Origin of the sequence: Erysipelothrix aquatica (assembly GCF_009828825.1) — a bacterium.
In the GTDB taxonomy this organism is placed as follows: Bacteria; Bacillota_I; Bacilli_A; order Erysipelotrichales; family Erysipelotrichaceae; genus Erysipelothrix; species Erysipelothrix aquatica_A.
Window position 1 is genome coordinate 436,978 of record NZ_WTTA01000002.1, and the last position, 14,646, is coordinate 451,623.

The 14,646-nt window shown below is 35.9% G+C and carries 18 protein-coding genes; 1 reads left to right on the forward strand and 17 read right to left on the reverse strand.

The window, feature by feature from the left end; all coding sequences use genetic code 11:
- Positions 1-113: 113 nt before the first annotated feature.
- Positions 114-377, forward strand: a complete 264-nt coding sequence (locus GVV22_RS05330; RefSeq protein ID WP_159649097.1) for a hypothetical protein — start codon at positions 114-116, stop codon at positions 375-377.
- 9 nt (positions 378-386) lie between these two features.
- Here the strand turns inward: GVV22_RS05330 and GVV22_RS05335 are convergent, their stop codons facing one another.
- From GVV22_RS05335 to GVV22_RS05415, 17 genes are all read right to left on the reverse strand, one after another.
- Positions 387-1,076, reverse strand: coding sequence for a DUF6973 domain-containing protein (locus GVV22_RS05335; protein ID WP_159649098.1), 690 nt, complete (start codon positions 1,074-1,076; stop codon positions 387-389).
- 622 nt (positions 1,077-1,698) lie between these two features.
- Positions 1,699-2,256, reverse strand: a complete 558-nt coding sequence (locus GVV22_RS05340; protein ID WP_159649099.1) for a PBECR4 domain-containing protein — start codon at positions 2,254-2,256, stop codon at positions 1,699-1,701.
- 474 nt (positions 2,257-2,730) lie between these two features.
- Complete coding sequence (locus GVV22_RS05345; RefSeq protein ID WP_159649100.1) at positions 2,731-2,964, reverse strand: hypothetical protein; 234 nt, start codon at positions 2,962-2,964, stop codon at positions 2,731-2,733.
- A gap of 8 nt (positions 2,965-2,972) precedes the next feature.
- Positions 2,973-3,743 (reverse strand): M23 family metallopeptidase, encoded by a 771-nt coding sequence (locus tag GVV22_RS05350; protein ID WP_159649101.1) that lies wholly within the window; start codon positions 3,741-3,743, stop codon positions 2,973-2,975.
- Positions 3,743-4,153 carry a hypothetical protein gene (locus GVV22_RS05355; RefSeq protein WP_159649102.1) on the reverse strand — a complete coding sequence of 137 codons (411 nt, stop codon included), beginning with the start codon at positions 4,151-4,153 and terminating at the stop codon, positions 3,743-3,745. The genes GVV22_RS05350 and GVV22_RS05355 overlap by 1 nt, the downstream gene beginning before the upstream one ends.
- Positions 4,150-4,407: a hypothetical protein gene (locus GVV22_RS05360; protein ID WP_159649103.1), complete on the reverse strand. Its 258-nt coding sequence runs from the start codon at positions 4,405-4,407 to the stop codon at positions 4,150-4,152. Before GVV22_RS05360 ends, GVV22_RS05355 begins: the two co-directional genes overlap by 4 nt.
- Positions 4,407-6,473: a pyocin knob domain-containing protein gene (locus tag GVV22_RS05365; protein ID WP_159649104.1), complete on the reverse strand. Its 2,067-nt coding sequence runs from the start codon at positions 6,471-6,473 to the stop codon at positions 4,407-4,409. The genes GVV22_RS05360 and GVV22_RS05365 overlap by 1 nt, the downstream gene beginning before the upstream one ends.
- 4 nt (positions 6,474-6,477) lie before the next feature.
- The gene (locus GVV22_RS05370; protein ID WP_159649105.1) at positions 6,478-8,208 is read right to left on the reverse strand and encodes a phage tail spike protein; all 1,731 of its coding nucleotides are present in this window, start codon (positions 8,206-8,208) and stop codon (positions 6,478-6,480) included.
- Complete coding sequence (locus GVV22_RS05375) at positions 8,205-8,867, reverse strand: phage tail domain-containing protein (RefSeq protein WP_159638322.1); 663 nt, start codon at positions 8,865-8,867, stop codon at positions 8,205-8,207. The genes GVV22_RS05370 and GVV22_RS05375 overlap by 4 nt, the downstream gene beginning before the upstream one ends.
- Positions 8,867-11,920: a phage tail tape measure protein gene (locus GVV22_RS05380; protein WP_159649106.1), complete on the reverse strand. Its 3,054-nt coding sequence runs from the start codon at positions 11,918-11,920 to the stop codon at positions 8,867-8,869. Before GVV22_RS05380 ends, GVV22_RS05375 begins: the two co-directional genes overlap by 1 nt.
- Before the next feature lie 109 nt (positions 11,921-12,029).
- Entirely contained in the window at positions 12,030-12,386 is a 357-nt protein-coding gene (locus GVV22_RS05385) for a hypothetical protein (RefSeq protein WP_159638318.1), read from the reverse strand.
- Between the two features lie 41 nt (positions 12,387-12,427).
- Positions 12,428-13,063, reverse strand: a complete 636-nt coding sequence (locus tag GVV22_RS05390; protein ID WP_159649107.1) for a major tail protein — start codon at positions 13,061-13,063, stop codon at positions 12,428-12,430.
- An 8-nt stretch (positions 13,064-13,071) separates the two neighbouring features.
- Positions 13,072-13,419: an HK97-gp10 family putative phage morphogenesis protein gene (locus GVV22_RS05395; RefSeq protein WP_159649108.1), complete on the reverse strand. Its 348-nt coding sequence runs from the start codon at positions 13,417-13,419 to the stop codon at positions 13,072-13,074.
- Positions 13,409-13,747: a hypothetical protein gene (locus GVV22_RS05400; RefSeq protein WP_159638312.1), complete on the reverse strand. Its 339-nt coding sequence runs from the start codon at positions 13,745-13,747 to the stop codon at positions 13,409-13,411. The genes GVV22_RS05395 and GVV22_RS05400 overlap by 11 nt, the downstream gene beginning before the upstream one ends.
- Positions 13,748-13,749: 2 nt before the next feature.
- The gene (locus GVV22_RS05405) at positions 13,750-14,118 is read right to left on the reverse strand and encodes a hypothetical protein (RefSeq protein WP_159649109.1); all 369 of its coding nucleotides are present in this window, start codon (positions 14,116-14,118) and stop codon (positions 13,750-13,752) included.
- Positions 14,057-14,353: a hypothetical protein gene (locus GVV22_RS05410; RefSeq protein WP_159649110.1), complete on the reverse strand. Its 297-nt coding sequence runs from the start codon at positions 14,351-14,353 to the stop codon at positions 14,057-14,059. The genes GVV22_RS05405 and GVV22_RS05410 overlap by 62 nt, the downstream gene beginning before the upstream one ends.
- A 1-nt stretch (position 14,354) precedes the next feature.
- Positions 14,355-14,645 (reverse strand): hypothetical protein, encoded by a 291-nt coding sequence (locus GVV22_RS05415; protein WP_159649111.1) that lies wholly within the window; start codon positions 14,643-14,645, stop codon positions 14,355-14,357.
- Position 14,646: the final 1 nt, after the last annotated feature.

Here is a 14,646-nt window from a genome sequence, read left to right on the forward strand (position 1 = left end):
CACATATATCAGTTTCCAATCATCAAAAAACGCCTAAACTGTTGTTTTTTACGTCTATATTGCACACCAAACAAATAAATTAGTGTTATAATTTTAACTAAGGAGATACGATAATGATGAAAAAAAGAATTATACTTTTAAGTGGTACAATTATTGCAAATCTAGTTCTTTTATACTATTTTCTTATGAAATTGAACTTTATGCAGTTTTCAATTGCGATGCTTTCTTTTGAAGGAAACACAAATAATATAGACCTTCTTGACTTATCACAAACGTATATCAATCATTGGTTTTGGATCGCATTTATCTTACAATTACTACTTTTTATATTGACTCTGCACACTATTTTAATTTCAACCAAGAAAAAAGAGGTTTAAACCTCTTTTTTAACTATTTGTTCTTACTAATACTCCATTTGAAATCCTTGTCAACGAGCCATTTCTAGCTAGTTCCTTACTTCTTTCCTTGGCTCTATAGAAAACGTCACTTCCTCCACTAGGAGCTTGGCTTCTCCCAACTGAATTATTCATTAAATCCATTTCTTTTTCAATTTGAGGTTGATTAGGATTTTGTTCATGTGCAGTTGCCCACATTTCTGCTTCACTCCTAGAAAGATGAATAGTCATAAACATATTCCAAACACAATGTCTGTAAGCATCTGCATTACCGTTATGAAATTCATGTGAAGGTGCATTCGCATAATACTCAACTGTAGCTCTATCAGCATCCTGGGCAATCTTTCTTACTGTTACTGCTTGGAATGGATATCTTTTTACCAAATCTTTTTCAGCACTCGTTAAACTACTATACTGATCATACAGATTTCTTGCCTGAACACGATTTTCTTTGTCATGTTTAAATTCATCGGAGAAAATATAGTCGATTAATATTGAATTTATATCTTCTTCAGACAAATTTGGAGTTTCTTCTAAGATTGAATCTCTTTTTACCCCAATTATATCAACGTCATACCATGTAGATACAACGTCTTCTTCTGCACTTGCAGGAACAACCATGACCAACAACATCAATACAGATAAAACGGAAACGCTAAACATCTTAAATAATTTATTCAAAATATTGCCTCCTTCTACCTTTCGGTTATGTACAAAACTTAACATAACATTTGTTTGTGAACTACTAAACTTGTCTAAAATGTCACAATCGATGATTAAAATGTAAAAAGCACCTTATTTCTAAGATGCCTTTCATCAAATAACCCCCACGGTAATTTGAATTGTGCTAGGTGCTAAATTCTTTTTAATGTATGAAAAAAAAGAAAGTTAAGGTTGTGCCTAGCGTGACCATTATATCACAACCATTACCCAGGTTTTCAATTTTATGATAATTTAATTCCGAAAATAAAAAAATTAGTAGTTTTATTGATTTGGAATATTCAAAATTTGTCTTGTTCCTCATAACAAAAAAGAAGGGGTTACCTTCTTTTTTTGCAAACTTACGGGAATAAGTCTGCTGCTAACACTCCAGCGGGAGTATATTGGTTGTCTTTTAAAAACAGAATGTATTTAAAGGTATACAACCATATTAAACATAGCACATTAGCTCCTAGTTCCTATTGCACTTTTGTTGTATTACTTACTAAACACAAAGAAAAAAAGACCCACCTCTATAAAAGAAGTGGGTTTGCTGTATATTAAACCTAATGCAACTGATCTTTAAACAAGTTTGGCTAAAAATTTACCTGTAAGACTTAAATTTTACATCGAAGGTGGATTTATCTTTTACGATTCGACGTTCAATTCCATAAGGAGACATGAACTGGCAAAAATCTCTTTTGTCCTCTATCAAACAATTACATATTTCAAAATATTCATCTCTTTTAACAATAAATAGGTATCCTTGTTTCCAATCGTATTTAAACTTAATTATATAATCAGACTTAATTTTTGAAAATCCTGCTGCATTTTTATTGTATGAATATATTTCTAGTGGACCAGTAAGTATTTTATCCAAGTTTAAGCATAGCAAAACTCTAGACTCGATATCCTCATAGTAAGCACTATTCCTTATGATATCAAAATCAATTTCCCCATTTTTTAATTTTTCGAATATTTTTGATCTTTTTCCATTTAAAGAATTCTTAATATCTCTTAAATAGTGAAGTCCAGTTAGGTGAAAAAATTCAGAATCATTAAAAACGATATTTAATTTCCGTCTAGATTTTTTCTTAATCAAATCAAAACGATACACATTAGTTGTCATTTTATCGTAGCTTCTTACACATTTTTCAATCAAAATTACACACTCCTAGTAATTTTTAATAAAAAAGGGGTCTTACGACCCCTTTTCGAGCATTTTCGTTCAAATAATAGACTTCTATATCTAATATTCTAACCAAGTAGAGGTAAAACGCACAACCCTTCGTAAACTAGAAGATCACTCGAGCTTGGTGCAGCCTATCTTCATTATAGTTTAATAGATGTAAAACCTATCAATTAGAAAGGAGGTTAACAAATGAACAACTTTAGATTTGTTAATCTTCCTGTGATTAATATACCACTTTTGGAATTATTTTCAACACAATTGAATATTTCACATAATTATATGTCAAGTAATTTATACTAGTTTTATTTAAGTACAGCATTTCACAAACTTTATAATTATATATTTAATGATAATCGATATATCATTTTATACAATTCTACTATTTACATAGTAAAAAAGCCACCCTCAATCTGATGTTATCATCAAATCAAGAGTGGCTTGCATCTAGTTTATTCTGTTTTTCTCAAAATGAGTATTCTTAATCTTATCGATTTCTTGCTGATGATTGTTTAGTCGACGGTCTTGCTCTTCGTCTTTATCATCCTTCACTTTTTGCCACGCAGTTAGGTTCTCTACCGCATTCGCAAACTTTGCAATTGAAATTGATAACTTGAAGATACTTGTAACTGTAGGAATAGCAACAAGAACAATCATTCCCATAAATTCATAGTTTGTCATAGGACTATCTACACAAAGCTTCCGAAAGGTTTCCCTTTTTGAATTGGGACATAACGCTTAGCGCCATCTTTAGTATAAAAGAGCCATGTGTGGTTATCCGCAAAGGTCATACCTTCGAATTGAACAGTTTCTCCTGCTTTATATGTTGCAAGACGAGTACCTGTTGTCCAGTTCGGTTCACTTAGGACATGAGCATCTTGGGTAAATGTAAAGTTACCATCTTTACCATTGCTTGTATCAAATAGAATCATTTGAGACTCCTCCTTTTGAATTAAATTACTTTGATAACTGAATGTATCAAAGTCGTGCCAATTATTCCCGTATTTGAATAGGTTGGTTGATTTTCCATCTTGGATTCCAATATGTAGGTGGTCTCCATATCCAACGCCATTTACTGATCCTGTATTACCAACTGTACCGACTTTTTGTTGTGCATTGACATGCTGACCTTTAGACACATCGATACTATGTAGATGTGCATACAATGTGGTCTTATCAATAGCTGGATGATATACCATAACAATGTTTCCGAATACGTCATCCCACCCGCAATGAATGACTTCACCATAATCATAAGTTGTTACTGTTTCACCTTTATTCGCGCCGTAATCAACTCCACTATGCGGAGGGTAAGGGTAATTAGGATCTGTCCTCCAAAACCCACCAGTTATATTTCGTCTTTCCCATTGCCAATTGGGTACTTCAGGATATGGATTATCCGGTAAAACATAACCTGCATTACCGCTTGTACGTAATGTTCCATTATCATTCCACGGCATTACTTGTCCTCCAGGTACTCATACGTACCGCTTTCTGTATTAATTATTTTATTTTCATCAATAGTTGTTGGTTGTTTAAAGATTAATAGAAATAATGCAAAGATATCCTTCACGTATACGGCAACCGCACCCATAATAACGACTGTAACCGCCTGTACGAGTGTTAAACTCGTTCCGTTAACATTGACACTCAAATCATTACTTAGAGCAGCCATGACGGATAGTACTGCGATAGCCGTGTAAATTAGTAATCCTTTGTACAATCCACGTTTCAGATAGTTCCAATTCAATTGATTAGATTGTTGTGCATGACCTGCACCTAGTAAATTCTTCGCTAAGATTGCTAACGGTAATAATGATAAAGCGACCCACAATGGATCGCTTTTAATAAATAATATGATTTCGTTCATGATTGCTCCTTTGTGTCGTTGTCGACATCTGATTGTGTTGGTTCATTGCTTATTTCAACAATCTTCTCTTGTACTGTTTTCCAGAAAAGAATTTCTGAATTTAATTCATCAACTTGATTTTTAATAAGATTCCGATTATTCATTGCCTCACTAAGTTTCAATTGCTCTGATTCAACAATTTCATTAAGTTTTTTTAAATCAGGGTCAAGTTCCTTCAAATCTTTCTCTAATTTACTAATATGTGCCTGTAACATTATTTCCACCTCCCTAATGCACGCCAGTGGTAGGCGCGTGCAGCTGAAGCGTCTACCTTTGTAAGTGAATACAAATATAGAACATTGAAACCTGTATTACTTAATTCATATGGGGCACCGGCCATTGCGAAATTATCAAGTATCGTTACTTGCAAGTTTACACCACCTCCAACAAACGGAACCGGAAACTTTACATTAGGTCTTGTTCCTGCATAGAAACCACCACCATATCCAATATTAATTGGAGTTGTTATCGACGCTTGCCCCCACTGTTCAAGTGCACCGCTTGACCACTTGATATAATTTGAACCACGTTCTTCAATAAAGTCTTCAGGTTGAATTGGAACATCCACCCTACGCCACTTAGACCAAACCGGAGTTGTGCCCGAACTGGTTCCCATGTATCTTGAGTAAACTGCTCCTGATAGGCTTTCAAACTCTTGCCATACATAAAGCCATGTTTTATTAGGGTTTTGCAAGTCTGAGTAATCACCAAGGTTTCTTATAACCAAGAAACCAGCACCTGCTCCAGGACTGTTTAACGAATTGTTTGCATTGACTGTGTTTGATAACGAATAGATTCCTCTTTTCCAATAATCATTGAAATTTATAGTGGTGGTTAATGGAATGGGTTGAGCAAAGAAATCCTTAATTGGATCGTTTTCATTTTGATATGATTGCCCCTTAACTTGTAGTGAGTTAGGTTCTTTGTTATTAATCATACCAACGCCGACTTCGCCATTGCCTCCGATATATAAATCAACACTTCCGCTTGATACACTAAATGAGTGTACATTATCACTTGTTACTTTATCCGCAACTTTTATATTTATAACATGTGCTTTATTGACATCTACATTAGTGATCGTATACCCCACTGCAAGCTGTTCTTGTGTAATTGTCGTATATGATCCAATCCCAACTTGCACTGAAAGTATTCCATTTCTTTGCTGAAGGGGATTAAAACTTATGTTGGCCTTTACAAAAACATTAGTACCTAGCAAATCATCGTTTCCTGCTGCATTAACGCGCTTTAACTGGTCAATTTTTACTGTTGGCCGAGTATACGGTATCCCAGTTAAATCTGTATTTTGATTTATGGATCCGGGTTTTTGATGGTTATCAGTCCATTGAACTCCAATCACTAAAGGATTTTTAGAAACCGCATGTGTAGAAATTGCACCATTCTTATACTCGCCATTTAAAGATGTTTTCCAGTTTGAATCAGCAACCCATAGATTTGAGTATTGTTGAGGAGTTGATGATGCAGTTACTTTAATCTGAGTAAAGCCAAAAATTACAAGACCTTTAACATCACTGTGCATTGATGAAGGTTGTACTAACTCATGACGAAGAGTTGGAAGTTTATAAAAAATATCCCAGTTTATATTTGATGTATAATTTTTAGTACCGATAGATTTTCCATTTACAAAGCTTTCAACAATATATGAGAATGCCTTTACATTAGCATTACCAAAACTTTCTACCATCGTTTTGTATTGCGAATCTGATAAGGGTACTGTTGTAGTTTCATTGGTGCTTAACATTTTATTCCAAATATCAGTGCTACCTCTAAGTGTAATTTTGCATGAGCTTACTGAGCTTGGCATTGATACGGAATACCCAAAAGACCTAGCCTTTAGACTCTTATTCCAGTTTGGAGTAAATATCACATGTCTTGGGATTGTAGGCAATGTCAAATTAAATCCAAATTCTAAATAGCCAAGACGAGTAAGATTGAACTTTGTCCACATCGTAAACGACTTTGTCCCATCATCATTATGGGCTACAGATCTCCATCCCCACGAATCAACGGCTTTATAACTAGATCCACTAAAATCATAACTAAAGTTAGTAGTGTAACTCTCTCCGTAGCATTGGGAAGTGATACTACTATTTGTACTATTATCCCAATATCCGTCTCCGCTTAACTTCCGAACACCGAGTTCCCACCGAACTGGTGTTGTATTATTTTGGATGCTTTGAGAACCCAGTTCATACCAAATCTCTGCAACATATCGATTATCGTTTGGAAACGGTCTACTTTCTGCTTTTATCCACGCCATTCAATCACCCAATCTTTCTAGTGTGTTGCCATATCGTTCCGCTTTTCGCTTCATTGGCATTTTTATGTTTCATAATAATGTGATTCCCCATTACGATTCGTTCCAGGACGATAAGTGCGGTTACATCCATCTGCGGAACCCCATTTACAATTTTCCAACTTGAGATTGGGGTACCTTTGTAATTCAAGCTGATGCCGTCGTTGGTTTGTAGAATCGAAAAATCGCTGTCGCTTTTCCCAATTTCTAGCCCTTCATCACTGAAGTTGAAATATGAAGTAAGTAGATTAACTTTTCCATTTTGATCCGCAATTTCTTTTTGAAATTGAATATTAAAATCACTAATTGTCTGCTCAAGACTCGACTTTACGAACTCATCTCCAGCTTCTCTATTAGCAATTTCCATGTTGATTGCATTATTTGAAGATATATCTAAACTCGAACCAACGTCACTTGCGAGCATATTAGTCGTTATTTCACCAGAAGCAATAAAACTAGCATTAAACCTACCGTCTTGTGTCAAGGCATAACTGTAAGGCCCTTCGTAACCGTTCGGAGAAAACGCTAAACCTCCAAGTCCAAGACGCCATACATTTATTGCATCTTCTCTCGGAAGTTTGTCAAGTATCAATATTTCATTATCATCAATGTATACATAACCGTTTTTATTTAGATTATTGATTAAATCAGTTTGTTCTTTACTGAGCTTTATTGATGTGCTTGCTTTTTCTACAGCGTCATTAATAGATTCTTTCATTGAATCAAACTGTTTTTTTACATCACGGTTGTAGTTACCAAAAACAAGTGTCGCTACACGATTTGTCATGACATTATAGACATATTCTTGCACAGTCGTATTGATTTCCAATTGTGGATGTTTCACAACAACTAAATCACCAATAGCCAAGTTTTGATTTACATCACTTTTGACGGTATACATTACCTTCGGAACCTCATTTTCTCTCAAATAAGCAAGAGCATTTGCGCGAAGTTCTTCAATGATGTTATTTTCTGTTTGTTCTTCATCATCAAGTTTTGTGTCGAAGGAAACTGTCTTGCTATAAGGCTGGGGGTATTGAATATTTGAAACAAGAACCTTTTCAGGAAGCATGATTCCATCTCGACCTGTGGGATAAAGCATGGTTACTACCTGGTTCCAGTTTTCTACAACTTCTATGGATTCGAGTTGCGAACCATAAGTTAAACTAACTTGTCGATCTACTGCCACATCTTCTTTAAATGTTACATTGAAGTTGTCTGCATCGAATACACCAGCCCACCGCTCTTCAATTACAGACCAAGCTTGAATCAATGTTTTGCGAATGAAATATGCTGTGTTTGCCCCAACTACATTTGAAGTGAGCGTAAAAGGACTAGGATTATCCGTAGCATCATTAATATAGTTTAGTGCACTTATAGCACTCATATTAACTGGCCGAACATCTTTAAGGAATAACCGATCTGCATCAAACATAACATGATGAGCCTTAAATACGATTGTTCTTCCTTTAACCTTTATCCCATCAATTCTAAATGCTTGTAAATTAATTTTCGACTTTGATTTTGTAACGCAGAGATTATCTTGTTTGATATGATCTGCATACTCAACCGATACTTCTACATCGATATACCAACCATTCAATGATTTCTTTTTTGTCTCGATCAGTTTAAGTGGTTTGATTGCAATGTTACCATTACTACTAAAATCTTTATCAGTAGGATTAAATATGCGAATCATAACCATCTATCCTTACGCCGAAACAAGACGTTACAGTCACCACTATGTAATTTAACCTCGTTCTCCCCTACGTTTAATTTCGGATACTCCCACCCAATTTTAAGTTGGCGATTACGAAGGAGGTTTTCAAATAAAGCATTCTTCGTTTGACAATCGATCAAGACATAATCTTCACCGGCAGGAAATTCATAATCAAACCTTGTTCCATTAATACTAATATCCACCTTCGCAGCAAGTTTTTTTTCTAATCGGATAATTGGTTCCGAATATACTGTTCCAGTATTGATGCTACTTTTATCAAATATATCTTCTGCATACCAAAATGCATCTCGAATAAATGATATTTTCGCTTCTCGTATTGTTACAACCCTTCGGACATCGATTTGCGAATAAAAGTGACCGAAAGTGTACCGATTCTGGTACTCTATTTTTACCTTTCCAGTAAACAACTGAAGTAATCTATCGACTTTTGAAATGTCGAGAATTTGAATATCGAATGATTTCTCGATAGATGAATACCCAAGTTCAACATAAACTTGCTCTGAAGAACCTTCAATATCAGTCTTTTCAACTTTTAAAGGAGCCCTACCAACAATGTGATGAGGCTCCTTTATGAGGATTCCAAGTTCTTTTTCAGTTATTCCATTAAATTTAATCATTACATTACCTCCAAGAGTCGATTGTCTACTAGTTTTGCGATTCCATCGTCGGCGACTTCGAATTTTAACCCTGTGAATACGCGTCGCATCACAGAGGCAAATTGTTCATAATCAATAAGGTCATGCTGGGCCGCTCCACCTGAACTCGTCAATGGCGTTACTTGAGCATTTCCACCACCAACTGTTAAAAGTTCCGCTCCTGCTTCACCAACGATTGCTGAACCACGAACAAGATTCCCTCCATGCTGAAGATATGCGATTTCTCCAAAATTAACCCCTGCACCCCCAATGCCAGGCACCCAATCTGGCACCTTAATTTTGTTGAGTGAACGAATGACACCATTCATCATTGAAATGACACCATTAATAGGTCCTTTAATAATTCCAGCTATCGAAGAGAAAATCGTCGCAATCGAATCACGAATATTCGTAAATGTCCGATAAATAAAGTCACCGGCGTATTTGAATCCATCAATTATTGATGAAATAACACCATTAACAATCGATGAGATTGTGTTGAATATGTTTCTAAAGAAATTTGCGAGCGGATTCAATACATTAGTCTGTACATACTGCGATGCACTCGACCAAGCATTGCTAAATGCATTAGCAACATTTTGAATGAACGTGTTTATATTAGTAAATATTCCGATAACAAACGATTGGATTGCAGTGAATATGTCTGTAAATGTCGTTTTTACTATTTCAAGAATGTTCTTAATTGCATTCATAAAATTATTGAAATGTTCAGTAACTGCATCTATGAATGATTTAATATTAGTAGATACTATTTCAATAAATGAGTCAAAATTAGACTGTACAGATTCAATAAATTGATTGAACCATGTCTTTATAGACTCAACAGTTTCTGCTATGAATACTTTGAAGTTAGTAAAACCAACTATCAAAGTATCGATAAATGAACTGATCATATTCCATAGTGATTCTAAAAGCATGGCAACGAGTGCAACGATTAGAATCCCAACATTTTTGAGAAAATCAATAGGTCCATTTAATAAAATTAGTAATGAACTTATAAATTCACTAACATTTGTAACTATAGTCTCAATAAGTTGTGTCATAAAATCTAAGATAAATTGTTTAAATATACCGAATTTTTCAGAAATAGAAGCGATAAATAATTCGATGTTTGCACGAATTGTTGTAAAAAGCCCCTGAAACCAGGAAGCCATTGATTCGAATGAACTCATAAACCAATTAACAATCCCTGTTACCAACTCATTAAACCACTTCCCAAAATCATCAAATACTTTACTCATTGATTCAGCCAGTTTCTTTGTATATGATGCAATAGCATCCCAATTAAGAACAACAATAGCAACAAACGCTGCAATTGCAGCTCCAATCGCGACCACTGCGGCGACTGGGGAAGCAAGAGCGGCTGCTACTGCTGCTATTCCTCCCTTAATGGCCACAAATGCGGGTTTTAATATTGGCATAATTTTTGCAACCAAACCAACAATAGCACCGACGCTCGTAATGATTTTCCCTAAAAATATTAGGATTGGACCGATTGCTGCGGTTACACCTGCAAATCCGACGACAATCTTTTGAATTGCAGGATCTAAATTTGATAGCCACGTCGCTAGTCCTTGTAGTTTTTCAAGCATAGAGTTAATACTTGGAAGCAAAATATTTCCTACTGTTATCGCTAGATCATTCAGGCTGTTCTTTGTTATTTCCCACTGAGCACTTGTAGTTTCCAAAATATTTGCATACTCGTTTGTAAGTGCCGTATTTTCTTCCCATGCAGATTGAGACATCGTCAATGAATTTGAGAATAACTCATTCGCACCTGCTGCTTTTAAAAGCGCATCACGCATTCTCACTTCTTTGATGCCCATTTCATCTAACATAACAATTGCGCTAGTGCCTTGCTTTTCAGCATTTGCAAGACCGTCAATGAACGCTAGCAACGCATTGGCTGCATTATCCTCAAAGGCTTCTTTAAACTCCTGACCGGTCATGCCTGCTATTTTTGCAAAGGCTTCTAAATCGTCCCCACCTAATTCTGTTGCAATTTGCATATTAGATAGTAATTTGCTGAATGCACTTCCTCCAGCCTCTGCTTCAATACCGACACTCGATAATGAGGCACTAATACCAAGTATTTGCGCTTCAGTAAGTTTAGCTTGAGACCCTGCCCCTGCAAGTCTTGATGCCATTGCCATAATTTCTGCTTCGGTTGTTGCTGAGTTATTACCCAATGCAACCAACGAAGAAACAAGGCGATCAGTATTTGACACAGACATTCCCGTAACATTAGTAAATCTAGCAATTGCATTTGCACCTTCTTCTGCAGATAAGTTTGTTGTTTCTCCGAGTTTTATCATTGTCTCGGTAAACATTAAAATGTCTTCAGTTTTGATTCCGAGTTGACCTGCGGTCTCTGCAACCCCTGCAATACTTACAGCTGCAGTTGGCATTTGTTTTGCCATATCTCGAATACCGAGTTCAACTTCTTTTAGTTGCTCTGGTGTTCCGTCAACCGTTTTCTTAACCCCTGTAAATGCTTTCTCAAAATCCATAGCACTTTTAACTGATATGCCACTTGCAGCAGCATATGCAGCACTAAAGACTGACATTTTTTTACCTGCATTAGTTATTGCATCCCCTTGCTTGCTTAACTTATCGGACATATCTTTTAGTGATGCGGTACCTGCATCAATTTCTTTTCGTACCGACTCTAGATCTTTTCCGTATTTATTTAAGGTTGCCTGGGCACCTTTAAGCTGTGCTTCTTTATCCCTGATTGCATTGACGTCCTTGTTTTCAGCCTCAAGTAGTTTCTTGTGTTCTTCAGTTAGAATTCGAACTTTATCACTTTGAATTGTGTATCGATCACTTAAAAATGTCAGTCTGTCTGCAAGCTTTTGAGATGTTTTCGTGTTTTCATCCCATTGGGATGAAGCAAGTCGAAAGGATTGATAATTCTCTTTGGCTGCAGAACTTACTTCCTTGAGTGTTCCAACGAGACGCTGTGCACCTTGTTCATCAAATATGACCCCTGCTCTTGTCATATCGTTTGACATTATTTGTCTCCTTTAATTGAAGCGTGATATTGTGCCATTTCGTAAAAGTCAGTTGGATTCATGTTCATAACTTCTTCAATTGAAAGTCCCATTTGAAGTCCTGCATACTTTATTTTTGTGTAATTTGTTTCTTCTTTTTCTTCTTGCGGGTTGTAGTACTCGACGATGTTTGCTTTTTTTGAAATGCATCAACTTTTTCCTCATTTAACTTTAGAAACTTGTTAATGCGTTCTGTTTGGTCGTTTCCAATAAGGCGTTGTGCTTGTTTAACAGTTAAGACTTCGTCAACATTTGATGCGATTACCGCGTAAACCAAATGACCATATGCTTTTACCCTGTTCTTAGGATTCTTAATATCTTTTTCGAACGCTTTAACACCGCCTTCGTACTCGTCAAGTAACATTGATGTATTAAACGACCAATCGAGTTTAATATTTTCACCTGTTTTTAATGTAATGATTGTCATATTTGACTCCTTTTGTAATTAAAAAGAGAGCTTACGCTCTCTTACACTTCTGGCAATGGTGCTTCTCCTAAAGCAACAGCTAAATCTTGTGGGGTTAGAATAGGCTTTGCAAAGAACTTATCCTCTGTAAGTCCTTCAGGGGCAATATCCATTTCAGTATCAACATAAGTCTTGAAGTCTTTTGTTTCATTGAATGCATAAGCACGAATGGAAAGTGTTTCGTTCTGCTCTGAGAAAGACTCCTCCGATGTTTTTGATTCATCTGTGTTACTTACTAGTTTACACTTCGGATACCATGTATACCGAACCACTCCATCTTTTTTAATCACAGGAACTCCAACCGCGAAGTAAGGACGCGTTGCAGATCGCCCGCTAAGGACTAGACCTTTTGCATCTACTTTTTCGGCACGCAGTTTTGCAAGATCAGTTGGATCAAATGCTACGACCTCAACTTCTAATTCGATGCTTGAACTCTGATCTACTGTATCGTAATCGATACCACTTGAATTGACTGTTGTACTTTCTGCGTTTTCACTAGTACCTATTGATTTAATAATAGGTGACTTAATGGTTTCTTGATAATTTACAGGATCAAAGTCATCATTTTCGACTTGATTCATAATGTTATAAAAGAATGCGCCAACAGTAAGTTTTAACTTTGGTTTTTTTTGTTTCATAATTCCTCCTATAGGCCTACTACATCGAGCATGGCTCTGTTTATTTTCGCTGCATTTCTATTAAATGTTGGAACTAGATGCGGTTGAGCCCTTGATTTTCGAGTACCGAATTCTACAAGAGGCCCGTACCATTTCCCCCATCCTACGATTGTCTCGTTTCCAACATGCTTATAAGAAAATGTATCAATAAGGTGTGTATATCCAGGACTTCTAATACTAGACATCGGTTTAGGTAATCGCCTTAGGTGCTTTACTAGCTCTGATGCACCAGCTTCACGCATTTTTTCTGTATTTTCAAGCTTTCTAGCAATCTCTAATAATTGATCAGATAAATCTAACAGTCCGTCAAAGGACATTTTCAATCACCTGTATTGCAAAGGCACTGTGTACGGTTCTTGTTTCAATATCATGCTCATGAGATACAACAGGAGTAATTCCTATTTCATTTAACTTTTGCAATAACTCCATAAGCTTGGGATTACGCGGTGTTTTAGAAATAAATGACACCTGGTATGTAACTATCGTTGATGATGATAAGCCCGATGCATTATTAGGTTCCCACAGAAAATCCCAGTACACAACTCGCGGTATTTTTGATTCAAAGTCCTTGTTGAACATTGAATCGGCAACAGGGATTTTTAAATCATTGAGTATTTCACTCAATTTTCCTTTAGAAAACTCCATACTTATACCTCCAGTATTGGATTTGGGTAATATGTTAGCGTAATGTCACTGATTGCAAACCCATTTTTATCGTAACCGTGAAAAATGTTGAAAATTCGATAGTAAACTTCTTCCAATTTGACTACATATCTGGAGTCAATATTCGGAATCTGTTGAATCCGGATTTTTCGAACTTCATGATTGCTTCGAGTTTCAAACTCAAATTTTAATTTGTCCCCGATTGATATTTCGTTATACCAAATTGCAACAAACAAAGGTTTAAGATAATCTAACGGATAATCTCCTCTAGTTTGATTTTCTTCATAAAGCTCAATCTTTCCGCTCGTGTAAGATGGGATTGAAGTACTTGATTTGGATTTCGGTATATTCACCAGCATACACCTCCTTGAATTCCGCTAGGCGCCCATGTCGTCTGTAATTAACATAATTCTTCAACAACACACGAGCCTGCATATCTTTGTCGTAATCTATTTGTGACCCTGCTATGCGCTCAATGTCATAGATGCCTTCTTTTAAGTATGTCGCAATCATCGAATCAGTATCAAAAGGAGATAAAGCAAATTCTTGCCTTACCTCCTCAATGATTTTCTTGATAATTTCATTCATACTAATCAGCTTTTAGTTTAATAAATGCAGTTTGATGCATATTTTTCCCCAGAAGTGTTTCAATACGTTCATTAGATGATTCTGGATAAGTTTCACCAACTTCATAAACTTTTCCAGAAATTGCATCAATAAATCTAACGACAACTACAAATTCTTTTGTATTTACAACTTCATCTTTAGGCGTATCTTCAGACACGTCAATAGGTTTTGCTTCTGGTGTATTGTCGCTAGTTAAATCCGTTGCAATTTCTGAAGTTCCCACTTCACTTTTTTTGTTTTTAACTTTTGGCATA

Excerpts from the sequence above, each read along its gene's own strand:
- GVV22_RS05330 (WP_159649097.1), top strand. The coding sequence starts at position 114 with ATGATGAAAAAAAGAATTATACTTTTAAGTGGTACAATTATTGCAAAT.
- GVV22_RS05345 (WP_159649100.1), bottom strand. The coding sequence starts at position 2,964 with ATGACAAACTATGAATTTATGGGAATGATTGTTCTTGTTGCTATTCCT.
- GVV22_RS05350 (WP_159649101.1), bottom strand. The coding sequence starts at position 3,743 with ATGCCGTGGAATGATAATGGAACATTACGTACAAGCGGTAATGCAGGT.
- GVV22_RS05355 (WP_159649102.1), bottom strand. The coding sequence starts at position 4,153 with ATGAACGAAATCATATTATTTATTAAAAGCGATCCATTGTGGGTCGCT.
- GVV22_RS05360 (WP_159649103.1), bottom strand. The coding sequence starts at position 4,407 with ATGTTACAGGCACATATTAGTAAATTAGAGAAAGATTTGAAGGAACTT.
- GVV22_RS05365 (WP_159649104.1), bottom strand. The coding sequence starts at position 6,473 with ATGGCGTGGATAAAAGCAGAAAGTAGACCGTTTCCAAACGATAATCGA.
- GVV22_RS05370 (WP_159649105.1), bottom strand. The coding sequence starts at position 8,208 with ATGATTCGCATATTTAATCCTACTGATAAAGATTTTAGTAGTAATGGT.
- GVV22_RS05375 (WP_159638322.1), bottom strand. The coding sequence starts at position 8,867 with ATGATTAAATTTAATGGAATAACTGAAAAAGAACTTGGAATCCTCATA.
- GVV22_RS05380 (WP_159649106.1), bottom strand. The coding sequence starts at position 11,920 with ATGTCAAACGATATGACAAGAGCAGGGGTCATATTTGATGAACAAGGT.
- GVV22_RS05385 (WP_159638318.1), bottom strand. The coding sequence starts at position 12,386 with ATGACAATCATTACATTAAAAACAGGTGAAAATATTAAACTCGATTGG.
- GVV22_RS05390 (WP_159649107.1), bottom strand. The coding sequence starts at position 13,063 with ATGAAACAAAAAAAACCAAAGTTAAAACTTACTGTTGGCGCATTCTTT.
- GVV22_RS05395 (WP_159649108.1), bottom strand. The coding sequence starts at position 13,419 with ATGTCCTTTGACGGACTGTTAGATTTATCTGATCAATTATTAGAGATT.
- GVV22_RS05400 (WP_159638312.1), bottom strand. The coding sequence starts at position 13,747 with ATGGAGTTTTCTAAAGGAAAATTGAGTGAAATACTCAATGATTTAAAA.
- GVV22_RS05410 (WP_159649110.1), bottom strand. The coding sequence starts at position 14,353 with ATGAATGAAATTATCAAGAAAATCATTGAGGAGGTAAGGCAAGAATTT.
- GVV22_RS05415 (WP_159649111.1), bottom strand. The coding sequence starts at position 14,645 with ATGCCAAAAGTTAAAAACAAAAAAAGTGAAGTGGGAACTTCAGAAATT.